Source organism: Actinomadura craniellae, from assembly GCF_003289645.1.
Lineage (GTDB): Bacteria > Actinomycetota > Actinomycetes > Streptosporangiales > Streptosporangiaceae > Actinomadura_D > Actinomadura_D craniellae.
Map to the genome: position 1 here is coordinate 1 of NZ_QLYX01000027.1, position 20,370 is coordinate 20,370.

Sequence of the window (20,370 nt, forward strand, 5' to 3'; positions counted from 1 at the left end):
CCTGTCACCCGAGGAGTACGAGGAGGCGTACTACCGCACACTCCAAGATCAACCCGACACGGCTACCACCCAACCCGACCCCGTCCGAGCCAGGTAACCGGAGTTCCGGGAAAACGGGGGAACCTCACGGTGAGATCTTCGTAGAACACCCGCGCATCATCGCCGCACCGTTTCCTCGAAGTCCACGCAATTCACTCCAGCCATGACCTATCGAATACGGCCTGGCTCGTGGGTGCGAGCGCCACCTGGAAGCTGCCGAGGCCCTGACTCGCAGGCTGTGACCTACCACATGGCCTGCCGCATCACCCGCAGCGGTTCCTCTCGCTCCTCGGACCTTGTGAACCTGCGATGTCAGCCGACCGCGTTCAGTTAGGGAACTCGTCCCGCTTCACGCGGGTCAGTAGATTCATGAAGGCGGAGCCGGCGAGGACGATCTTCGGGCCGTCAGGGTTCTTGCTGTCGCGGATGGCGACCCCCGGCGGCAATGGTGCCAGCTCGACGCACTCGCCCTGGCTCGTGCTGTGACTACTCTTGCGCCATACCAGGCGAGGAGAGTCCACGGTCGCTACGCACCTTCCATGCCGACTGATGTTGAACTTAGGTCATTTCGGCTGTGATGCGAAGGATCATCTCACGGGACTCCTCAGGGCTGAGGGCCTTGGCCATCAGGTGGTTGAAGATCTCGGTGTATTCGGTGAGGTCGCTGGGATCTTCCAGGTAGAGGCCGCCGCGGCGGGACTGGACGTACACGACGTCCCGGTCCCGGGGCTCGGGGAATCCCAGGACGGTGAACGCGCCGTCGAGGGCCGGATGCGCTCCGGCGGTGAACGGCAGTACTTGCAACATGAGCCGACCGGGCTGGGAGAGCTCCGCCAGGTGTAGGAGTTGTTCCGACATGACGGGCCTGCCGCCGATCTCGCGGCGGATCGCGGACTCGTTGAGCACGATCCACATCTTGGGCGCGTCCTGCCCTGCCAGGCGCTCCTGCCGCTTGAGTCGGACCTCGACGCGCCGCTCCAGTTCACCCTCGGAGAGCGGCTCTACCTCGCTTTGCATGATGGCGCGCATGTAGCCCTTGGTCTGCAGCAGCCCGAAGACCACCTCGGGCTGGTAGGAGCGGATCTCGCTGGCCTCCTCCTCCAGGCCGACGTAGAACTTGAACCAGTCCGGGATGGTGTCGCCGTACTGCGACCACCAGCCGCGGCGCCGGGCCTGCTTGGCCACGGTCACCCAGATTTCCTTCTCCTCGCCGGTGACGCCGTAGAAGTCGAGCATGGCGGCCACGGTCGGCGGCGGGGCCGTCGAGTCGGCGTTCTCGATGCGGGTGATGGTGGAAGGGGCGACGCCGATGTGACTGGCGACGGCCTCCCGGCTGTGCCCTGAGGCCTTGCGCAGCTCGCGAAGTTCGGCTGCCAGTCTTCTCCGGCGGACCGTAGGGCTGGTCCGATTTGCCACCTTGACCCCTTCCTCTGCTTTCTTATCTGATTTATGCACCATCTAATTTGCACTAGTGCGAGTCAGACGGTTTACATCGGCTCGTGCGCCTAGCACACTCGGAGTGTAGTGATTCAGGCGCTTCCGCTCCGAATCTCTGGCGGAGTGCCACCCGCATCCCTGGACCGCCTGCACGGCGACCAAGAGGAGATACCGACGTGAAGAGTTCCGAGGCCCCGCCCTCGGCTCCCATGAGTCTCGACCTGCAGCGTCCACTCCAGGGGCTTCAGACGAGACAGGACGAGTGGGGGCGAGGAACCCGCTGCGGTTTTGTCCGCTCGTATCGGCCGAGTACGTGCTTGCGAATCGACCGGGCTGCGGGCGTTCTTCAACCGACCGTGTAAAAGTCGCCACGCGGCCGGATTCCGGATTCCCAGCCTTGCCCGGCCGCGCGGCTCCACCCCTTTAAGGAGAGGCAGTGACGACGATACTGCGGGCGACCCTGCCCGAAATCCCTCCACCACTCAGTACGCCGCATCCTGCGAAGTCGGCCGGCCATCGTCAGGTGGTGGTCTCGTGAATTCCGCCAAGGCCGAGGCTTCGAGCAACCTGCGGTTGCCGATGGCCGCCTCGACCGCCAGTGCCGGGCTGGCGTGGAGTCTGGTAGAGCAGCGGCTGATCTGCTGGGGGCTGAGCGAGCCCGCCCGTTATGACGCCCGCCTGGTGCTGTCGGAGCTGGTGGCCAACGCCGTCGCGGTCACCCCGGTCACCGAGTGCATCATCGTGTACTGCCACCGCGATAGGATCGGAGTGGCGATCGGAGTCGCCGACCCCTGCTCGGACGTTCCCTGCGCTCCCGGTCCGGTTGTCGAACTGAAGCTCGAGGACCTGGATCTGTCCGAGGAGAACTTCGACGTCAACGGCGGCTGGGGGCTAACCCTCGTCACTGCTCTGTCGGCCGAGTGCGGGGTCACCCCGCTGCCGTCCGGCGGCAAGGTGATGTGGGCCAGGTTGCGCGCATGACCTCCATGGCCGGCTCCGGCGACTGGTACCAGCGGTGGCTGCTCATGAATCCTGCAGTGGTCGAGCACTGCTGCACCCGGTTCGACTGCATACGAGCTTCGGTCCTGCCCAAGGAAGAGCACTCAGCCTCCTGAAGGCTCGGTGACCGCGACACGTCCGACCGGGCCTTCGGGAGATGGCTCTTTCTGACCCTCCGCTACGGGCCTAGACCAGGTGATCTCCTCCTCTCCGGCATGGTCGGAGAGGAGGAGAGCGAGTCGGCGGCCAGAGCGCTTTGGAAAGCTTCAGCGATGGGACGGGAAGCCTGTGGCAGCCAGGGCGACAGGGGACGGACTGCCGACGGCGGTGGCGTGGTGTCGTCTGTGCTCAATGCCGATATTTCTTGGCTGACGCCGTTGAGCCTTCTAGAAGGTCGATAGGGACACAAGACCTACATCGGCCACCTGCCGTCCACTACGACGACTACAAGCGCCACCAGTTGGATGCGAGCACACGTCCGGTCCGTTGCCTGATCATCATGCGACATCAACCTCGGCAGCGGATCTCCTACTGAAAGACCGGGGCTCTAAGCGCCGTTTTCACGACCGCAGCCGATGGCGGCGTCGTACGGCTACACCCATGCGGGGGCGTCCGCTCGGTATGTCTATGTGGTTGGCAGGGGGTCGTCACTCTTGGTCGTAGATGAGTAGTCCGTCCTCCCGCAAGCGTGCTCCGGGTGAGGGGAGATGCTCGGTGCGGCGGCCGTCGTGGGCGAGGTGCTGGACGGGCCGGTCGCGGGCCAGTACCGCGAAGTCGGCGATGAGCCGGCGGTGGCAGCGCCACCACACCGATTCGCTGCACAGCACGGCCGTGCGGACCTGGGCTGCCTGGTGCAGTAGGTCGTCCATGGCGGCCAGGAAGTCGGGGCTGCGGGTGTGCCCGGCGTAGCCGCGGAAGGAGTCGTTGCGCCAGAACGTGTCGGGCGCGTCCGGTACGGCTTTGCGGAAGCCGCCGAGTCGCCTCTCCCAGCGGTAGTCGATCCCTTCTGCTGGCAGCCACTCCTGCAGGGCGCTGCGGTGCACGGCCGGGTTGCGTCGGCTGCCGGGCGCGGTGCGCACGTCCACCACGGAGCACACCTCGGCGCGGTGCAGAAGACGGGCCAACTCCTCGCGCCCGGCGGTGCCATGACCGAACGTCAGCAACGGCTTCACTCCATCCACGCTTCCCGGAACAAGGACGGCAACGCACAGAAGAGACCAGGCTGATGTACGACCAGGGCGGAGACGGCGCCTTCGCCCGCACGTACCGGCTGCTGATCTGCTCGAAGCCGAATCCAGGGGAGACCACGGCCATCGACCGGTCGGCGATGCAGACCTGCCGTGCCATACGGCACCAGGACGGGCCCGCTGGCGGTCGCTACTGCGCCGGCTGGGACGCACGCAACGAGGTGACCGGCGCCTGCCTTTCGCCTCCGAGACGGCGCGGGACGAGCGCGTCGCCTGGTCGGAGGAGCAACCCCACCGCATGACGAACCTGATCACCGGCGGCTGTCGGACAGGGCCGGAAGACGAACCAGGATCCCCATGATCACGCTGAATCCCGGTGATGGATGGGTGATAGAAGATCTTGGAAATGATCTCCGGAGATTCTCTACAAGCCTTTGACCTGCGGAAATATGGGAGTGGGCGATGGGGATCAAACCCGCGGGGCCAGTTGGAAGCGGCAGCGATCACCCTTTCGTTGATCATGAAGTCGTCTGCCGCGGACCAGGCGGCGGGGCATGAGGCCGATGACGCCCAGCGGATCATGGCTGCGCTGGTGGCGGTGTGGCGTCCGTAGTCGCGGGCCAGCCGCCGGTGTGCGGTCAGCTAGGCCAGCATCGACGCTCTGGGAGTCGATGATCCCGGCGCTGGGTCGGCGTCATGCCTCGCCCTGGCGGACCTGCAGGCGCAGCACGTTCGCCTGAAGCACCTGCTCCTTCTCGACGACCCGCCCACCTTGGAAGAGGCCGACGAACTCGTCGAGCCATGACGGGTTCTGCTCCAGGATCCGGGTGATGCGGTCCTCGACCTCTTGCGGGCTCATCGCCTCGATGGGCTCTTGCCACTCCTCGACGATGGCGCTTGCTACCAGCAGTATGAGGAGGCGCTTCTGTGCATCGGTGCTGCCCGTGCGAGGTTGCGGCGCTTCCGCTGGAACCACCTCGGTGGAGGCGTCGACGCGCACCGACTCCACGATCTCGGTGCGACGCCGGTTCTGCCACTTGCTTCTCGTGACCGCGATGCGGGCCTGGAGCGCCGGACGCGCGGTGTCGCGCAGCCACCGTTCGGCTGGCGGTGCCCACCGAGCCACCGCACGATCGATGTAATGGGTGAGCACCTGTGACCCCAGCTCCACAAGTGCGTCGTACTCCGGTGACCGACGCTCGGGCGGATCGACGTAGATGTACTCCACCGGTGGGTTCGGGTAGTGGTCCGCCTCGTCCTCGTCGACCTCGATCAGCTCGACGTGGCCGACGAGCTGTCCGGTCTCGTCATCGAACAGGTGCCCGCGATACGCTCCATCGGTGTCATGGGAGACTCCCAGGTGCTGACCGTTGGGAATCTCGGCATCAAATCGCTTCTTCGCCATCAGAGGCCACCGCTTCCTGCTCCTCTGCCTCCGCCTCATCAGGCGGGGGCTTCGGCTTCTCGCCGCCAGCGTAGTAGTACGGCTCCAAGACCTGGGAGCGCGAGGGATGCCGGAGTTTCTTGAGTGCCTTGCCCTCGATCTGGCGGATCCGCTCCCGAGTCACCCCGTAGACCTTGCCGATCTCGTCGAGGGTCTTCGGCTCGTCGTCGACCAGGCCGAAGCGCATCGAGATGACACCGGCCTCGCGTTCACTCAAGGTGTCGAGCACGGCGTGGAGTTGCTCCTGCAGAAGTCCAAAGGTGACCTCCTGCTCGGGATCCTGGCGCGGATCCTCGATGTCCAGCACGTCGGCCAGGGTGGCTTCACCCTCACCGATCTTCATGTCGAGAGAGGGTAGGTCGGGTGGCCCGAGCCGGAGGCACTCCATGACCGCCTCCTCGTCTAGTTCGCAGGCTCGGGCGAGTGCCGACAGCGAGGGGGTCTGCCCGTCGTAGGTGAGCAGTGTGCGCTGTTTCCAGACCTTGTGCTGCCGTTCGACCATGTGAACGGGCAGGCGGATGAGGCGCGCTTCCTTGGCGATCCCTCGGGTGATGCTCTGGCGCACCCACCACATGGCGTAGGTCGAGAACTTGTTGCCCTGAGAGGGGTCGAACAGCTCCACTGCTCGAATGAGCCCGACCGCTCCGTGCTGGAAGATGTCCTCATAGGTCATCCCCGTCTGCGGGTACTTCTGCGCGACGGAGTGCACCAGGCCCTGGTTGTGGAGGTAGAGGCACTCGGCAGCTTCGCGCGCCTCCCCGGTGAGCTTGGCAAAGTCCCCCTGCTCCAGCGGACGGTTCTCCCGACCTCGGATGAGGAACGCCAGACCCACCTCCTGCTGGGCGTTCAGCAGGATCTTGGCGTGGTTCGAGACCAAGCGGTCAGCGGCGATCCGACGGCGTGCGGCCGCGATGGCCATCTCAGCCTCAGAGCGCCCGATGAACCGCTGCTCCCCACTAGGTGTCTCCTCGCCGAACTCCAAGCTCTTTTCGTCGATCTCCGCCTCGGTGGGATTGCCGCTTTCACCATCAGGTGTATCGACGCCCGATGGTTTTGCAACCGGCTCGACCACTACGGGAGCCGGCTCCGGTGCCAGATCCTCCTCGATGATGATGCCCGCCTTGGCGAGCAGACGCTCGACCTCCGGACGGATTGTGTCGGAGGGCATCTGCAGCGTTCCGAGTACTCGCTCGAGCCGAGTACGCCGGAGGGTCTGGTCGCGTACGAAGGGTCGGAGCCGCATCAGGACGCGGGACAGATATTCGAGGTTCACGATTCGGTCTCCACCCCCTCTTCGAACTTCCTACGGCCAACGATATTGGGCAGGATTGGCGTGACACTCAGGTAACGGGGTAGAGCATTGCGGATGGTACCGACAGAACTCGGTACGGAGGAGATCACTTCCTCCGAGCGGAGGGTATTTGAGGCCCTCTCAGGGAGTAGCCTTTCCGGCACCGCATTGCACTCGCTCAACCTCCCGGACCACGAATACAAGCTCACCGCCGAGCTCGACTTCGTACTGGTACTTGACGACCTCATCCTGGCCATCGAGGTGAAGGGCGGGCAGGTCTCCTGCCGCGATGGGGTCTGGACCTATCAGGACCGTGCGGGGCACTACCGGACCTCCCGTGAAGGACCGTTCAAGCAGGTGCAGACGGGGATGTTCGCTCTGCGTGACCGCCTCCGGCAACGTCACGGTCAGGCCTTCGACGACGTCGCCTTCGGCTTTCTGGTCATCACGCCCGACGTCGACCTGGCCAGCAGCTTCGAGTGGGACGACGAGACCTACTGCGGTCGTGGCCCCTTCAACCGCGACGTCACCAAGGCCGTCGAACGAGCGCGCGCCTACTGGAAGGCCAAGCAGCCCGCCACCTACCCGATCCCCAAACAGCTCCGGACGACGGTGCTCCAGGACCTTCGTCCCTCGTTCGACCGCTCGCCGCTACTCGACGCCCGTGCCAGCGAGCTGGAACGCGTCATCGTTCGCCTGACCGAGGAGCAGTACGAGCGTCTGGATCTCATCAGCGAGGAGCCTCGGGTCATCTGTCATGGCGGGGCAGGGACGGGCAAGACCTTCCTGGCTGCCGAGGTCGCCCGCCGGCAACAGCTGCTGGGCCGGAGAGTGCTGTTCTGCTGCCGGAGCGAAGTGCTCGCCGGGTTCGTCCGCAAGCGCCTCGCCGGGATGAACGTGGACGTCATGGCCGTCTCAGAGCTGAACGTCATCGAGCCGTACGACGTGCTCGTCATCGACGAAGCCCAGGACCTTATGACCTTCGACATCCTGACCGAGCTGGAGGAGGCCGTCCGTGGTGGGTGGTCGGATGGTCGCTGGGTGATGTTCCTCGACCAGAACCGTCAGGCACACCTCTACGGCGACTTTGATCATGAGGCGCTCCAGTACGTGGAGTCCTTCCGGCCGGTACGCCCGAGCCTGAAGTTCAACTGCCGCAACACCCGGGAGATCGCCTTCCAGACGCGTGCCTACACCGGCGCAGATACCGGTGTGGCCACCGCTGGGGCTGGACCGGAGGTGACCTTCGCTCCCGTCGACGACCGCGCGTCCGAGACGGCGGCCCTGGACGCACGCCTCCGTGCTCTTCGCGAGCATGAGGTACCGCCCGAGCACATCACCATCGTCTCCGTTCGGGGGGACTGGGAGACCTCGGCAGCAAAGGACCTGCGGGATGCCCACAAAGGTCGGATCGCTCAGCTGACTCCCTCGCTGGCGACGACCTGGCCGGGTACCTCGATGACATGGGCTTCAGCGGTGGACATCAAAGGGCTGGAGAACCGCTTCGTCTGCGTCATCGACATCGATTCGGTCGAGTCGGAGACAGAACTCGATCTGCTTTACGTGGCTCTCAGCCGCCCGCGCGCTGGGCTCTGGATCGCCACCACACCGCTGGTCTCGGGTCAGCTCCGCGCACTGTTCAAGGAGCACCACTCCGGTGCCATGGACGCCTATCAGAAGGCGAGGGTATGAGTTCGCTGGCACAGACCCGTCAAGACTTCGTCGACTACGTTCGTCGGCAACTGGTCGGACCGTTCGACGGCCCAGTAGAGATCATCTTCGACCCGCCGAACCGGCGCTATCTGATGGGGATCCTGTTCCCGCGCCAGGTCTCCTTCGCCGGCTACATCGAAGCGGAAGGCGAGGAATCTGACGAGGCGGGCACCGACACCGGCGACGAAAGCCAGTTCAGCGACGATCCGGTGTCAGCAGCCAACGACTTCCTGCCGGCATCCCAGGGGCTGTCGTTTTTCACCACCGCACCCCATGTGACCGTCCGGGCACACGCGGCCGAATATAGGACCCTCTCGGGGGCTGCCGCCGAGGCAGCCCTAACCGATGTCGAGGTCAAAGCGGAACCGACTGAGAAACTTGAGGACGACGAACCCGAGAAGAAGTCGCAAGGCTCGCGGAAGATCTGGCGTCGCCACGAGCTGCCGGAAGCGACTGTCACCATCACCCCTGAGGACAACGCGGCACACGCCATCTGGGATGGGAAGGCCGAGATCCACGTCCGCTGGCGGAGCTACCCGCATGGCTCCCTGGTAACCGTCACGCTGGTGAATGCACGTGAGGCCGATGACGAGCATCCCGAGCGCCACTGGGACGAGATGTTGCTCCAGGTGGACTTCGACATCACCGTGCCGGAGGGCTCCGAGGTGCTGGAGTACCCGAACGTCGCCATGGCATCCCACGACCCGGAGGAGGACGAGCTGCGGCTCATCCATCGGGCTGCCCGCGTGTTCGCGATCGGACACGGGTGTTCCCCTGAATGGGTCGAGATCGACGGCACCGTGACGGCGGTACGGTCCGAAGTCATGCCGTCCCACGTCGTGCCCAGAGTCAGTGCCGAGGGCGACGCTGTCCAGGCGCTCGACGTGGCGTGGTTGGGCGACGAGTCGGTGCCTACCGCGACGCTGGTCGCTGAACTCAACTCCTTCATCGATCCCTACGAGCAGTGGATCAAAGGTGTGGAGGCGAAGGCCGCCACGCTCGACCCTCGCTACACGGCGGCCGCAGGGCCGGTCATCGCGCGGTTGAAGCGTGCGCTTGCTCGGATGCGGGACGGGGCACAGGTCTTCGTCGACCATCCAGATCGCGCCAAGCTCCTGACCGCCTTCCGACTGGCGAACCAGGCGATGCTGATCCAGATGCGTCACAGCAAGAAGGACTACGCCGGGAGCCGCCGCCCCCGAGCAGCTGCCCCGGAGATGCCGAGCGCCTATGACCCCTGCGCGGCCTGGCGCCCGTTCCAGTTGGGCTTCTTTCTGACGACCCTGCGCGGTCTGGTCGACGAGGTGCATGACGACCGCGACGTTGTTGATCTGATCTGGTTCCCAACAGGTGGTGGAAAGACCGAGGCGTATCTGCTTGTCGCTGCCTTTGAGATCTTCCGTCGCAGACTCGTGCTCGGCGAGGCAGGTCTGGGTACCGCAGTGATCAGCCGCTACACGTTGTCTCTGCTGACCGCTGATCAGTTCAAGCGCACCGCTTCAACGACTGCGGCCTGCGAGTACCTCCGCCGTAGGCGATCCGGTGAGCTTGGGGACGAACCGATCTCCGTCGGTCTCTGGGTCGGTGAGGCGACTTCGCCCAATACCTACGTCGCCGCACGCGAGCGCTTCGACGAACTACGCGACGCCGGTGAGACCGATGACCGATTTCTCCTCGATCGGTGCCCCTGGTGCGGCACCGAGATCGTCCCGCGAGAGCACCAGGAGGACGACTCGCTTTACGGCGTTACCGCGACCGACCGGTCGTTCGCCTTCAACTGCCCCTCGACCAAGTGTGAGTTCCACGAGAACATCCCGGTTCACGTCGTGGACCAAGCGCTCTACGACTTTCCCCCGGCCTTCCTGCTAGGCACCGTCGACAAGTTCGCCCAACTTGCGTGGGTGCCCGAGTCGGGGGTTCTGTTCGGCAACACGGCAGGTCGGCGTCCTCCGTCGCTGATCATCCAGGACGAGCTGCACCTGCTGACCGGCCCGCTCGGCACGACGGTCGGGCTGTACGAAGCGGCGATAAACCTCCTGTGCGAGTCGAGCGGTCGCCCACCGAAGGTCATCTCGTCGACCGCCACCATCCGGCGCGCCTCGGCGCAGATCATGGGGCTGTTCGGTCGTCCCGTCGACCTGTTCCCGCCGACCGGGATCGATGCCGACGACTCCTACTTTGCCCGCGTCGACAGGGACTCACCGGGACGGCTCTACGTCGGCATGATGGCCCAGGGGCACACCTCCGACACCGCAGTGGTGCACACCGGAGCTGCACTGCTCCAGGCGCCGGTGGATCTCGACCTCACCGGCGATGCCCAGGACGCCTACTGGACGGTCGTGGCGTATCACAGCTCGCTGCGGGAGCTCGGTCGTACGGTCACGATCGCGCGGGACGACATCCATGCCCGGCTGGGGAGCCTCGTGGTTGGCCGTCCCCGTCGGGATTACGACGTCGAGGAACTGTCGTCCTCAGTCCCTCGCGCATTGCAACCGCGTCTGTTGGAGCGACTGAATCTGCCGGTGACGAGCGGTTCGGTGGTCGACTTCCTCGCCACCACCAACATGCTGTCGGTCGGTGTCGACGTGCCGCGGCTTGGCCTGATGCTGGTCAACGGGCAGCCGAAAGCAACTGCGGAATATATCCAGGCCACCAGTCGCGTGGGTCGTTCAAAAGCACCGGGTCTGGTGTTCGGACTGTTCCGTTCGACCAAGCCTCGGGATCGGTCGCACTATGAGAACTTCTGGGCGTATCACTCGGCGCTGTATCGTCACGTCGAACCGACCAGTGTCACGCCGTTCTCGCCACCGTCGCGAGATCGGGCGCTGCACGCCGCGCTGGTCATCCTGGCGCGTCATCGGCTGGGCATGCAGTCCGACGGCAGCGCCGGCCAGATCCTCACTCGTCGCGCTGAGGTCGAAACACTGGCCGACAGGTTGGTCGACGTTGTCGCCCGGGTCGAGCCCCGCGAGAAGAACGGAGCGCAGACGTACTTGGCACGGTTCATCGAGGACTGGATCGACCGCGCCAAGCAGGCGGACGCACAGAGTAAGTTGCTCTACTACCGCCCCAACGGCAAGGGTCAGTTCAACCTCATCCGGCAGTATCACACCAAGGCGACGGGTTGGGAGACCCTCGGCTCGATGCGCAACGTCGATCTAGAATCGTTGGTCGAGATAGCACGCAGCAGCGGTTCGACGGGGGGCGATGCGTGATGCAGCGCAAGATCCGTCAGTCGCAGACCATCGTGCCGTTCGGAGTAGGGGCGATCTTCGACTTCAAGGGTGAGTCCCTCGTCGCCTGCGACACCTTCCGCTGGGGACCACGCGGGGAGCGCATCCAGAGTGAACGACTGGCCGCGGTCCTCGGGGTTAAGGAGTTCCGGGCGGCTCCCGCCGTCGCCAGCAATGCTTGGGCAGCCCCATCGTCCGGTGTGCCGTATTCGCGCTTCCCGAGCTGGCTGTTCTGTCAGCAATGTCGCCGGATGACTCGTTGGAGCCGGGGGCAGGAGCAGGAGGGCAAGGTACCCACCTGCGGCAACTGCCCAGGACGCAAGCAGTTGGTGCCGATGCGTTGGATCCAGATCTGCCCCCACGGCCACATGGACGACATCGACTGGAAGCGGTGGACGCACTCGCGCAACACCGACCCCGAGGCCCGCCAGTGTCAGAAGGAGAACCTCTTCTTCGAAACGGTGTCGGGCAAGGGCGCTGGCGGTCTCGACACCCTGCAGGTTCGCTGCGCGACCTGCCAGAGTCGTCGCAACCTGATGGGCATCACCTCCAAGGGCTCACTCAAGTCCATCAGGGTCAGGTGTGTCGGACGGCAGCCCTGGCAGCGTTGGGACGAGCGCGTCGACTGCGAGGAGATCCCCCTGGCCGTCCAGCGCGGTGCCAGCAACGTCTACTTCCCGTTAGTGCACTCCTCGATCGAGATTCCCAACCCCTCTCGGGCGGATAGCAGCAGTGAGAAGGCACTGGCGATCAAGGCCGACTCGATGTTCCTCGCCTTGATGGGGGTGAACGATGACGCCCCGATCTACGACCAGATGATCGAGATGCTCGGCGACGCCCACGATGCTTCGGTCGACTACGTGGCTGCACTCGTCCGGGATGAGAAGCAGCGTGAGGCAGGCAAGGCGACGGCGGTCGAAGCGACTCCCGGCGACCTCCTCAGTGAGGAGTGGGCAGCGTTCCTCACTGAGATGGACAACGAAGATGATCCCCACTTCCGTACACGTCACGTCGACCTGGTGACCGGAACGCCGACTTCCGTCACGTCGGCGCTTTCCGATCGTGTCGACAAGGTGGTGCTCGCTGATCGACTCCGCGAGGTTCGCGCGCTGGAAGGCTTTCACCGGGTGACTCCAGCGGGGAGCGACAAGTTGGTGCCGGTGGCGCTCAACCACAAGTCGTCGGTCAACTGGCTACCGGCCATCGACGTGCGAGGCGAGGGCATTTTCCTGTCCCTCGACGAGGGGCGCCTGGCGGTTTGGGAGAACGATGACGCCGTCCGCAACCGGATCGCTCAACTGGAACGACGACTCAACGACTCGTTCATGGCGCCACGCCTGCGGGAGCGGACCGGCCCGGTGCTCTCACCTCGCTACGTGCTGCTGCACACCTTCGCACACTTGCTGATTCGACGCTTGGCGTTCGAGTCTGGCTACGCCGCCACTTCCCTACGCGAACGCATCTACGCCCGGAGCGGTCTCGATGCCAATGGAGCGTCTCGGCAGGCGGGTGTCCTGATCTACACCGCAGCCGGCGACTCCGAAGGCACGCTCGGTGGTCTGGTGCGACAGGGCGAGCCACCACGGCTTCAGGGCACGATCCTCGAATCGCTCCAAGACGCTATGTGGTGTTCGTCGGACCCGCTATGCAGCGAGACCTTGGCGAACACGTTCAATAGCCTCAACTTCGCCGCCTGCCACGCTTGCACACTGGTGGCGGAGACCAGCTGCGAGAGTGGCAACTACCTCCTCGACCGTGTGCTGGTGATCGGCAACGACACAGTGCCGGGGTACTTCCAAGACGTGCTCGATGCAGCGGTGGAGGCAGCGGGCGAAGGGGTCAGGGGGCTTTGAGGTGCGTCTGCCGGCCTTCGAGGACCTCTCAAAAGAGCAAGACCTCATCTACAACCTCGACCTCGACGGGAACTACCTCGTCACCGGTCCACCGGGCACGGGTAAGTCGGTCATGGCACTGTACCGGGCGCAGGTGCTGTCCTTCGACGACCGCGAGCCGGCTGTCCTCATGTACAACAACGTGCTCCAGCAGTACACCGAGCAGGCGGCGGGGCAGATCGAGGCCGGCGGGTTCGTCACGACTTACCACAAGTGGCTCTGGAGGTTCTGGCGCGAGCGCTACCGGGGATCGATACCCACGCTGGCGAGCAGTTCCTACGACCCGGACTGGGATGAGATCTGGAAGCAGTTCGCGGCCAAGCCGGTCGACCAGGCCGTGCTCCGGGATGTACTTGTCGATGAAGGGCAGGACCTGCCGCTCGACTTCTTCCGCCTGTCTCGCTTCCTGGCAAAGAACATCACCGTCTTCGCCGATGAGAACCAGCAGCTTTGGGATCAGAACACCACCATCGATGAGATCGTCAAGGCGGTGAAGCCCAAGGAGCAGTTGGAGCTCAAACGGAACTACCGCAACACCGCCGAGATCGCTGCGGTGGCGGCCAAGTACTACTCCGGCTCTCCGACGGGCATCCCCGATCCGCCGACGCGTCACGGTGAGCAGCCAACGCTCAGGCACTACGCAAGCGATGAGGAACTGGCAGACTTCATCGCACGCTACGTCAAGGTGCGCACCAACCTCACGATCGGGATCGCCTGCGCCAGCAAGCGGTTGCAGATGCGGATGATGCGACTTCTCGGAGAGCGCAAGCTGCCTGTGCCCGTGCAGACCTATGTGTCGGGCGACAAGCAACACAACCGGCTCGACTTCGACGTTCCGGCAGTGACCATCGTGAACTTCAAGTCGCTGAAGGGACTCGAGTTCGACACCCTCTTCGTGCCAGAGCTCCAGCGGGTCACCGCTGACCCGACTTCGGCAGCGACGAGAATGCTGTTCTACGTGGTGATGTCGCGCGCCCGGGACGAGCTCCATTTGTCCTACAGCGGGCACGGCGGGGTACCGGCGATCTTGAATGACGTGAAAGGTCTGGTACGCGAACTGTGAGCGGAGACGATCAGCTCCCGCTGGAGGGTTTCGATATCGAGGCCCAGGCGTTCGGCGACGGTGCGCCTGCACAGTCCGAAGCCGTAGAGACAGAGGTCGCGGCGACACCGGTCGAGAGCCAGACCGCAGACTTTGATGGGGGTGTCACCTCCGCCGAGAGTGAGCCGGCGGCCGACACTCCGGTTGCGGACGCTCCCGGGCTTAAACATGCGCCAGCAGGGGTCGCAGACGAGGACGTTGCAGTGCCTGTATCGGTGGAGGAGCGGTCAGAGCCTGAACCAGATGCTCCGTCGAACGACTACGCAGCGCCACCCGAGGAGTCGTCGGCAGAAGCACCCGCCTCTGAGTCGGCTCCGGCACTGGATCCGCCGGCGAACGAGCCCGGTCCTGTCGTTGAGGATTTGGGAGCGGCACCGTCCGCCTCGGCCGGGGTGGCGGCGTCTGATCCGTCGGCGCTCTACTTCTTGACCAACCGCATGAACCTGAACGGCGTGCTCAGCTCTCGACTGGTCGCTCCGCGCGAATCGCACGACAAGTACTACGTCGACCTTCTGGAGCAGGTACCCGGATGGGTGCCGCTGCTCACTCAGCCCCCGACGCAGGCGCTCATCGAAGCGGTGACGGTCGAGCGCGGCGCTGGTGCGCCTGTAGTCATCGAGTTCCCGCTCGACGTCGCGAAGAAGGCGGAGCTTAGGCAACCGGTGGCGTACGTCCCGGCACTGGCGCTGTCCCAAGCGGTCGCCATCCACTTCCGTGAAGAACGGGATCTACGCGAGCACCGGGCACGGGGTTACAAGAACATCCACCCGCATGACGAACTGTTGAAGGTCACTCCAGAGCTTTTCGCCAGCGACGCCCCTGGTGAGGGGGCGCTGACTGCACCTGCCGGCTCGTGCCAGGTGAGTTGGCGACGGATCGACCGGATTCGCGGTGCGATCAATGCGGCGCTGGCATCGGTGCAGAGCGGTGAGCAACTCGCGGTCGCTGCCGCCTTCCTCGGCGAGGTGAAGTTCCCACCAGCCATCGTGCTGCCGGAATGGATCGGTTGGCGCGAGCTAGACGATCACGGCGATGTTGCTGAACACGTGGACCCTGATCTGGGCGTGCCTGACCATGTCGGCTTCCGCGCGGTCTACGGGGTACTCGGTGAGCAGGATGCTTCGAATGCCTGGAGCCCGAACGCTGTGCTCGACGGTGTTGCCACTCGTATCCAGGGAGCCGGGCTGGCGGCCGATGCGGTCGACGCCCTTATCCAGAACCTTCAGCGGGTGCGGTCGATCGTCAATGTGGAAGCGGACTTCGAGCCCTTCCGAACAACCGCTCGGGCACTTGTCAGTGCCAAGTCGCTGCTCCTCGTACTGCTCAGGAGCGAGCTGGAGGAACTGCTGGCCTGGCCCGAAGAGCAGACCGGAGCCGACGACCTCACGCGGGTCACCGCAGCGGTGCTGGCAGGGCGTCTGCGTGGTCTGGCGCGAGAAGCAACAACGCTTCGTTCCCTGGCACTCGACGATCTGACGGCGGCTTGGGCTGTGCGGGTGGCCCGAGGGGAGGGTGGCGTGCTGGGCGAGGTGCAGTTCTCCGCGCCCACCCATGGCACGTCGCTCAAGCTCGACGGGGTCGAGTTGTCGACCCAGGACGCGCTTCTGCCTGACCCTGTGGCCAAGTACCATAAGGTGGCCGACGCCAAGAAAGAATCACTGCGGATCGCCGTCTCAAGGGCGGTAGGGTGGCCGGTTACGCACCGGATTACGGTTCCAACAGGTGCGACCAAGACCGAAGACGCCGGAGTTCTCACCATCCTGACGCCAGGTGAGGTGCAATTGACGGTCTCGGTCGATGAGGAAGACTTCCTGTCGAAGCTCGGGGCCCTCGCTGGAGGCGGCAAGCGCAAAGTGCTGGCAGCCTTCGATCTGCAGAATACTCATCGCCTTGATTAAAGGTGCGCACTTCGAGTGCCTTCGGCGGAAGACTCCTGGTTCAGGAGCGCTGGCGCGAATGGTGTGGATCATCGAGGACTAGTCTGGCCGAACGTGGACGATCGAGGAGCTGCGGCGGGAGTTCGGGCGCTACAGCGACGAGGTGAACGCGGCGGATCTTCGGCTCAGTTCCAAGACCACATACATCATTCACGCGGGGACCGGTTCGTGCGCTGGTTGGCCGGCGAGGTCGACATCCCGCCCGCGATCACACCGTGATCAGCAGCCCCACAGACCCTGCTGAAAAGGTTCACAGTGCCTGTTGTCGTCGCTGCCAGAGGTGATGGAGCCAGGGATTGGCCTCTTGTGAGGGTTCGCAGTCGACGGGGTGGCAGGGGGCGGACTCGATGAGGTGGAGGAGGGTCCAAGCCATGAAGTAGAGGTCGTCCGGGCCGAAGCAGAGGGCGAGTAGCTCTGCCTCTTCAGAGGTCCCGGGAGCCTGGATCGCGCGAAGCTGGTCCTCTCGTCTCTGGATCTCTTCAACGTCCGCGTCCTCGTCCGGAAGCGGACCGTCGTCGGTGAACGTCTGCACCGAGGGTCTCACCACGGCGGAGATCTTCGCAGACCCGCCTGCCGGCTGAGAAGTACGGAATTCGAAGCTCCGCCGATCACCCTTGGACCGGCGGAGTTCTTACCTGAGAGGGCTCAGCCCTGCGCCACAGTGGCGTGGGCTTCCCCCGTAGCGCGGACAGCTTGATGTTCCCCCTGTTCGACGGGCACGGCTGTTGAGAGAGGTAGGGTTCGGCGACGTTCTGAAGGAGATCGTTCGTCGTGCCCAAGCCCTATCCGCCGGAGTTCCGGCGACGTGCCCTGGATCTGCTGGAATCGGGACGGTCGGTGCGGGAGGTCGCCGCGTCGCTCGGTATCGCGGAGTCCTGTCTGCACCGCTGGAAGCGGCTGGATCTCATCGAGCGGGGCTTGCGATCCCCGAGCCCGGCCACGGTCGAGTCCGCTGCTCTGGCCCAGGCCAGGGCGCGGATCGCCGAGCTGGAGAACGAGGTCGAGGCCCTGCGCAAGGCCGCTGCGGCGGCCCGGGCAGGTGGTGCCCCCAAAAGCGCGGTTCGCCCTCGTGGCCGAACTGGCCGATGAGGGCGTCCCGGTCAAACAGGCCTGCCTCGCGCTGGGGGTGTCCCGTTCGGGTTTCTATGACGCCCGCAGGCGTCCGCCCTCGGCCCGCGCCATCCGCCAGGCATGGCTGACCGATCAGATCGCGGCCATCCACCAGGCGTCGCGGCAGACCTACGGGTCACCCGGAGTCCGCGCCGAACTCGTGCACGGCCAGGGCGTGGCCGTCTCGCGCAAGACCGTGGCGGAGCTGATGTGGCGGGCCGGCCTGGCCGGGCTGCCCCTGCGGCGCCGGGCCAAGCGAGTCCCGGCATCGAAGACGGTGACGGACCTGGTCAAACGCGACTTCCGGCGCGATGACCCGAACCAATTGTGGGTCACCGACATTACCGAGCATCCCACGCGGGAGGGCAAGCTCTACCGCTGCGTGGTCCTGGACGCCTACTCACGCCGGGTGGTCGGCTGGGCCATCGACTCCCGACAGCGAGCAGACCTCGCGACCTCCGCCTTGGGTATGGCCATCGACGCCCGCGGCATCGCCGGCCAGATCTCCGGCGGGATCATCCACGCCGACCACGGCACCCAGTTCACCTCCTGGACCTTCACCGAACGCGCACGCCGCGCCGGCCTGCTGCCCTCCCTGGGCACCGTCGGCGACCCCTACGACAACGCCGTGGCCGAAGCGTTCTGGGGACGCATGCAGACCGAACTCCTCGACAGGCAGCGCTTGAAGACCCGCGTCGAGCTCGCGAACGCGATCTTCGAATACATCGAAGGGTTCTACAACCGCCGCCGACGCCATTCCGCCCTGGATTGGATGAGCCCGCTACAGTTCGAAACCACCCACACGTCGAACCCGATCTCCTCACCCACGAGTCCGTGAAACCGGGGCAACACCAAGGGATTCCACGGCCATGGCCGTGTGCAACCGCTCGAGCTCGGCCGGTGCCGACAGATCTACGAGGATCTCGGCGCCGATCGAAGGTTCGGCGGATGGACGGGGCCGGTCACCAGGACCCGGTAGGCGTGCCGCAGGATCGCGTCAAGAGCGTCCGGACCTGACATGATCGGCTCCGATTTCTACTTTCACCGCTGCGCGGGTCGGTGCTGTGGATCGCGTGGCAGCCGGTGATCGTTGCCCGCCGCGTATATCGCTCGTATCACTACGGGGCCAAGGCCGTCACCCGGCCAGGACGGGAATTCGCTTACCTGAAGGCTGGCCGGCTCCGGAGCCGAGCAGAGATTTTGATGCGCCTGAAGTGCTTCGATCGAGGCTGAGCAGCGTCTCGATTTCCCGCAGTGCGATGAGAGCACCTGTCGGGCATCCGGATGCAGGCGGACGGCACATGGTCCGGCTGGGACGGGCTGGTCTGCGCGCTGATGTCCCGGTTGGGGGAGGGCAGCGAGCAGACCGCCTTTGTCTCCTCATGTCTGTTGACTGCATCACTGCGCCGACAAGCCGACGCGGCGGCGAGGCACCGGTCTCTCGTAGGAGATCAGTTCAACCGCCCGACGATCCTGATCATCGGCGAGTGCCAAACGGGGCCGGAAGATGAACCAGGATCCGCCGTGATCACGCCAAATCCCGGTGATAGATGGGTGATAGAAGATCTTGAAAGTGATCTCCTGGAGCCCTCTGCAAGCCCCTGACCTGCGGAAACCTTGGAGCGGGCGACGGGAATCGAACCCGCGTAGCCAGTTTGGAAGACTGGGGCTCTACCATTGAGCTACGCCCGCGCGTGTTCGATCGAGGATCTCGATCGCCACCCGGGTAGCGTACATCCTTACGCATGCGCTCGTGACGCCGAGCCGTGTGGCCGGTGCCGCGGTGAGAGCAGGCCGGTGGACGGCGCTTCGGGAGACGTGAAGATCCACTCTGGTGCCGCGGTGGATTAACGCGTAGCCCAAGATGGGGGAGATTCCCCTACACTTCTCAGGTTGCCGTCCATGTGAGAGGTCTTCCGGCGCGGCGACGGGGTGTGGCGCAGCTTGGTAGCGCGCGTGCTTTGGGTGCACGAGGCCGTGGGTTCGAATCCCGCCACCCCGACAAGAAGTCCCAGCTCAGAGGCCTGATCACCACTCCGGTGATCGGGCCTCTTGATCGTTTGTCACTCGTTTGTCACCCGGACTGGACGTGATCAGGGTTCAACCGGTGACACGGGCGGGACCTGATGGGACCCTGCGGGAGTCGGCGTTGAACGCGCTCGAACGCTGTCGTAGACGTCGAAACCCCACCGTGTGCGGCTCGCGTGAAACGGCACGATGGTCTGCCGGGCGGGAGCCTGCGCAGCTCGGGAACCCCGACCTTGATGACGAAGCAGCCGCCGGGTTCCAGGTGGGCTGCGGCGTTGCGGAAGCAGGTAACCTGCGCCGCCTGAGTCGTCAGATTCATGATCGTGTTGAAGATCAGGTAGACGACCGAGAACGTCCCGTCCACCCGCGCGGTAGCGCAGTCATCGATCGTCATGCCGACCGCGTCGCCGTCCGGTTTGGGGCGCAGCCGGGCGACCATCGCCCGCGACAGGTCGATGCCATAGACCGCCACCCCACGGCGTACCAGCGGCAGCGCGTTCCGTCCCGTCCCTACACCCAGTTCCAGAGCCCGGCCTTCGCCAGCGAGCTCGGCCAGGACGTCGACCGCCGGGCCCACGACGTCCGGCTCGAACATCTCCGCCGACGACTCGTCGTACCTCGCAGCGACGCGTTCCTCGAAATAGCCGTCCGGATCGCCTACCGCCGGACCGTACCGCTGCAAATCTCCACGGTGCCAGCGCATTCTTGCCGACCCCGCGCGGCGGCGCTCCTGCTGCAAGCAGGCTGGGGTTCGCGCAGACAGAACAGCGGCGCGGGGTCGGCATCAGGGCCGGGACTCGCCTGTCAGTTCGGTGTGGTGGCCTCGCCCTTCACCGGGGCGCTGAGGGCGTAACGCAGCTGCTTGTGTCCTGCCGACTGTGAGTGGGGGCGGACAGCGTTCTCCTGGTCTGGGATTTGTCCCCTTATGTGAGTTTTCTTTGACCGATTCAAGGTCGAT

The 20,370-nt window shown here is 65.0% G+C and carries 14 protein-coding genes and 2 tRNA genes; 8 read left to right on the forward strand and 8 right to left on the reverse strand.

Annotated features, from left to right (window positions below; genetic code table 11):
• Nucleotides 1-365: 365 nt before the first annotated feature.
• Both DPM19_RS34345 and DPM19_RS34350 read right to left on the reverse strand, forming a co-directional pair.
• On the reverse strand, nt 366-560 hold the full coding sequence (locus tag DPM19_RS34345) for a DUF397 domain-containing protein (RefSeq protein ID WP_111872289.1): 195 nt from the start codon (nt 558-560) through the stop codon (nt 366-368).
• 37 nt (nt 561-597) lie between these two features.
• Nucleotides 598-1,455 (reverse strand): helix-turn-helix domain-containing protein, encoded by an 858-nt coding sequence (locus DPM19_RS34350; protein ID WP_111872290.1) that lies wholly within the window; start codon nt 1,453-1,455, stop codon nt 598-600.
• A gap of 555 nt (nt 1,456-2,010) precedes the next feature.
• Between DPM19_RS34350 and DPM19_RS34355 the strand changes: the two genes are divergently transcribed.
• Complete coding sequence (locus DPM19_RS34355) at nt 2,011-2,457, forward strand: ATP-binding protein (protein ID WP_111872291.1); 447 nt, start codon at nt 2,011-2,013, stop codon at nt 2,455-2,457.
• Nucleotides 2,458-3,122: 665 nt separating this feature from the next.
• On the opposite strand, the gene DPM19_RS35985 is transcribed toward DPM19_RS34355, so the two are convergent.
• From DPM19_RS35985 to DPM19_RS34370, 3 genes are all read right to left on the reverse strand, one after another.
• Entirely contained in the window at nt 3,123-3,647 is a 525-nt protein-coding gene (locus DPM19_RS35985; RefSeq protein WP_199485441.1) for a DUF488 domain-containing protein, read from the reverse strand.
• 709 nt (nt 3,648-4,356) lie between these two features.
• Nucleotides 4,357-5,067, reverse strand: coding sequence for a hypothetical protein (locus DPM19_RS34365; protein WP_111872292.1), 711 nt, complete (start codon nt 5,065-5,067; stop codon nt 4,357-4,359).
• Nucleotides 5,048-6,379 carry a sigma-70 family RNA polymerase sigma factor gene (locus DPM19_RS34370; protein WP_111872293.1) on the reverse strand — a complete coding sequence of 444 codons (1,332 nt, stop codon included), beginning with the start codon at nt 6,377-6,379 and terminating at the stop codon, nt 5,048-5,050. Before DPM19_RS34370 ends, DPM19_RS34365 begins: the two co-directional genes overlap by 20 nt.
• Before the next feature lie 93 nt (nt 6,380-6,472).
• Between DPM19_RS34370 and DPM19_RS34375 the strand changes: the two genes are divergently transcribed.
• From DPM19_RS34375 to DPM19_RS34395, 5 genes are read left to right on the forward strand one after another with little or no spacing between them, the layout of a single operon-like run.
• Nucleotides 6,473-8,089 carry a nuclease-related domain-containing DEAD/DEAH box helicase gene (locus tag DPM19_RS34375; protein WP_146779101.1) on the forward strand — a complete coding sequence of 539 codons (1,617 nt, stop codon included), beginning with the start codon at nt 6,473-6,475 and terminating at the stop codon, nt 8,087-8,089.
• Nucleotides 8,086-11,325: a helicase-related protein gene (locus DPM19_RS34380; protein WP_111872295.1), complete on the forward strand. Its 3,240-nt coding sequence runs from the start codon at nt 8,086-8,088 to the stop codon at nt 11,323-11,325. The genes DPM19_RS34375 and DPM19_RS34380 overlap by 4 nt, the downstream gene beginning before the upstream one ends.
• Nucleotides 11,325-13,196 carry a DUF1998 domain-containing protein gene (gene drmB / locus DPM19_RS34385; protein ID WP_111872296.1) on the forward strand — a complete coding sequence of 624 codons (1,872 nt, stop codon included), beginning with the start codon at nt 11,325-11,327 and terminating at the stop codon, nt 13,194-13,196. The genes DPM19_RS34380 and drmB overlap by 1 nt, the downstream gene beginning before the upstream one ends.
• 1 nt (nt 13,197) lies before the next feature.
• Nucleotides 13,198-14,298, forward strand: coding sequence for a DEAD/DEAH box helicase (locus tag DPM19_RS34390; protein ID WP_146779102.1), 1,101 nt, complete (start codon nt 13,198-13,200; stop codon nt 14,296-14,298).
• Complete coding sequence (locus DPM19_RS34395) at nt 14,295-16,235, forward strand: hypothetical protein (RefSeq protein WP_146779103.1); 1,941 nt, start codon at nt 14,295-14,297, stop codon at nt 16,233-16,235. Before DPM19_RS34390 ends, DPM19_RS34395 begins: the two co-directional genes overlap by 4 nt.
• A gap of 289 nt (nt 16,236-16,524) precedes the next feature.
• Here the strand turns inward: DPM19_RS34395 and DPM19_RS34400 are convergent, their stop codons facing one another.
• Nucleotides 16,525-16,806, reverse strand: a complete 282-nt coding sequence (locus DPM19_RS34400; protein WP_111872299.1) for a hypothetical protein — start codon at nt 16,804-16,806, stop codon at nt 16,525-16,527.
• Between the two features lie 239 nt (nt 16,807-17,045).
• On the opposite strand from DPM19_RS34400, the gene DPM19_RS34405 reads away from it, so the two are divergent.
• A protein-coding gene (locus DPM19_RS34405) for an IS3 family transposase (RefSeq protein ID WP_407642586.1) occupies nt 17,046-18,222 on the forward strand; the annotation gives its coding sequence in 2 pieces (ribosomal slippage) (nt 17,046-17,323 and nt 17,322-18,222; 1,179 coding nt in all).
• A 780-nt stretch (nt 18,223-19,002) separates the two neighbouring features.
• Here DPM19_RS34405 and DPM19_RS34410 read toward each other — a convergent pair.
• Nucleotides 19,003-19,076: transfer RNA gene (locus DPM19_RS34410), tRNA-Gly, on the reverse strand.
• A gap of 236 nt (nt 19,077-19,312) precedes the next feature.
• Between DPM19_RS34410 and DPM19_RS34415 the strand changes: the two genes are divergently transcribed.
• Nucleotides 19,313-19,386, forward strand: a tRNA-Pro gene (locus tag DPM19_RS34415).
• A gap of 72 nt (nt 19,387-19,458) precedes the next feature.
• Here DPM19_RS34415 and DPM19_RS34420 read toward each other — a convergent pair.
• Nucleotides 19,459-20,094 carry a class I SAM-dependent DNA methyltransferase gene (locus DPM19_RS34420; protein ID WP_325050322.1) on the reverse strand — a complete coding sequence of 212 codons (636 nt, stop codon included), beginning with the start codon at nt 20,092-20,094 and terminating at the stop codon, nt 19,459-19,461.
• Nucleotides 20,095-20,370 lie beyond the last annotated feature (276 nt).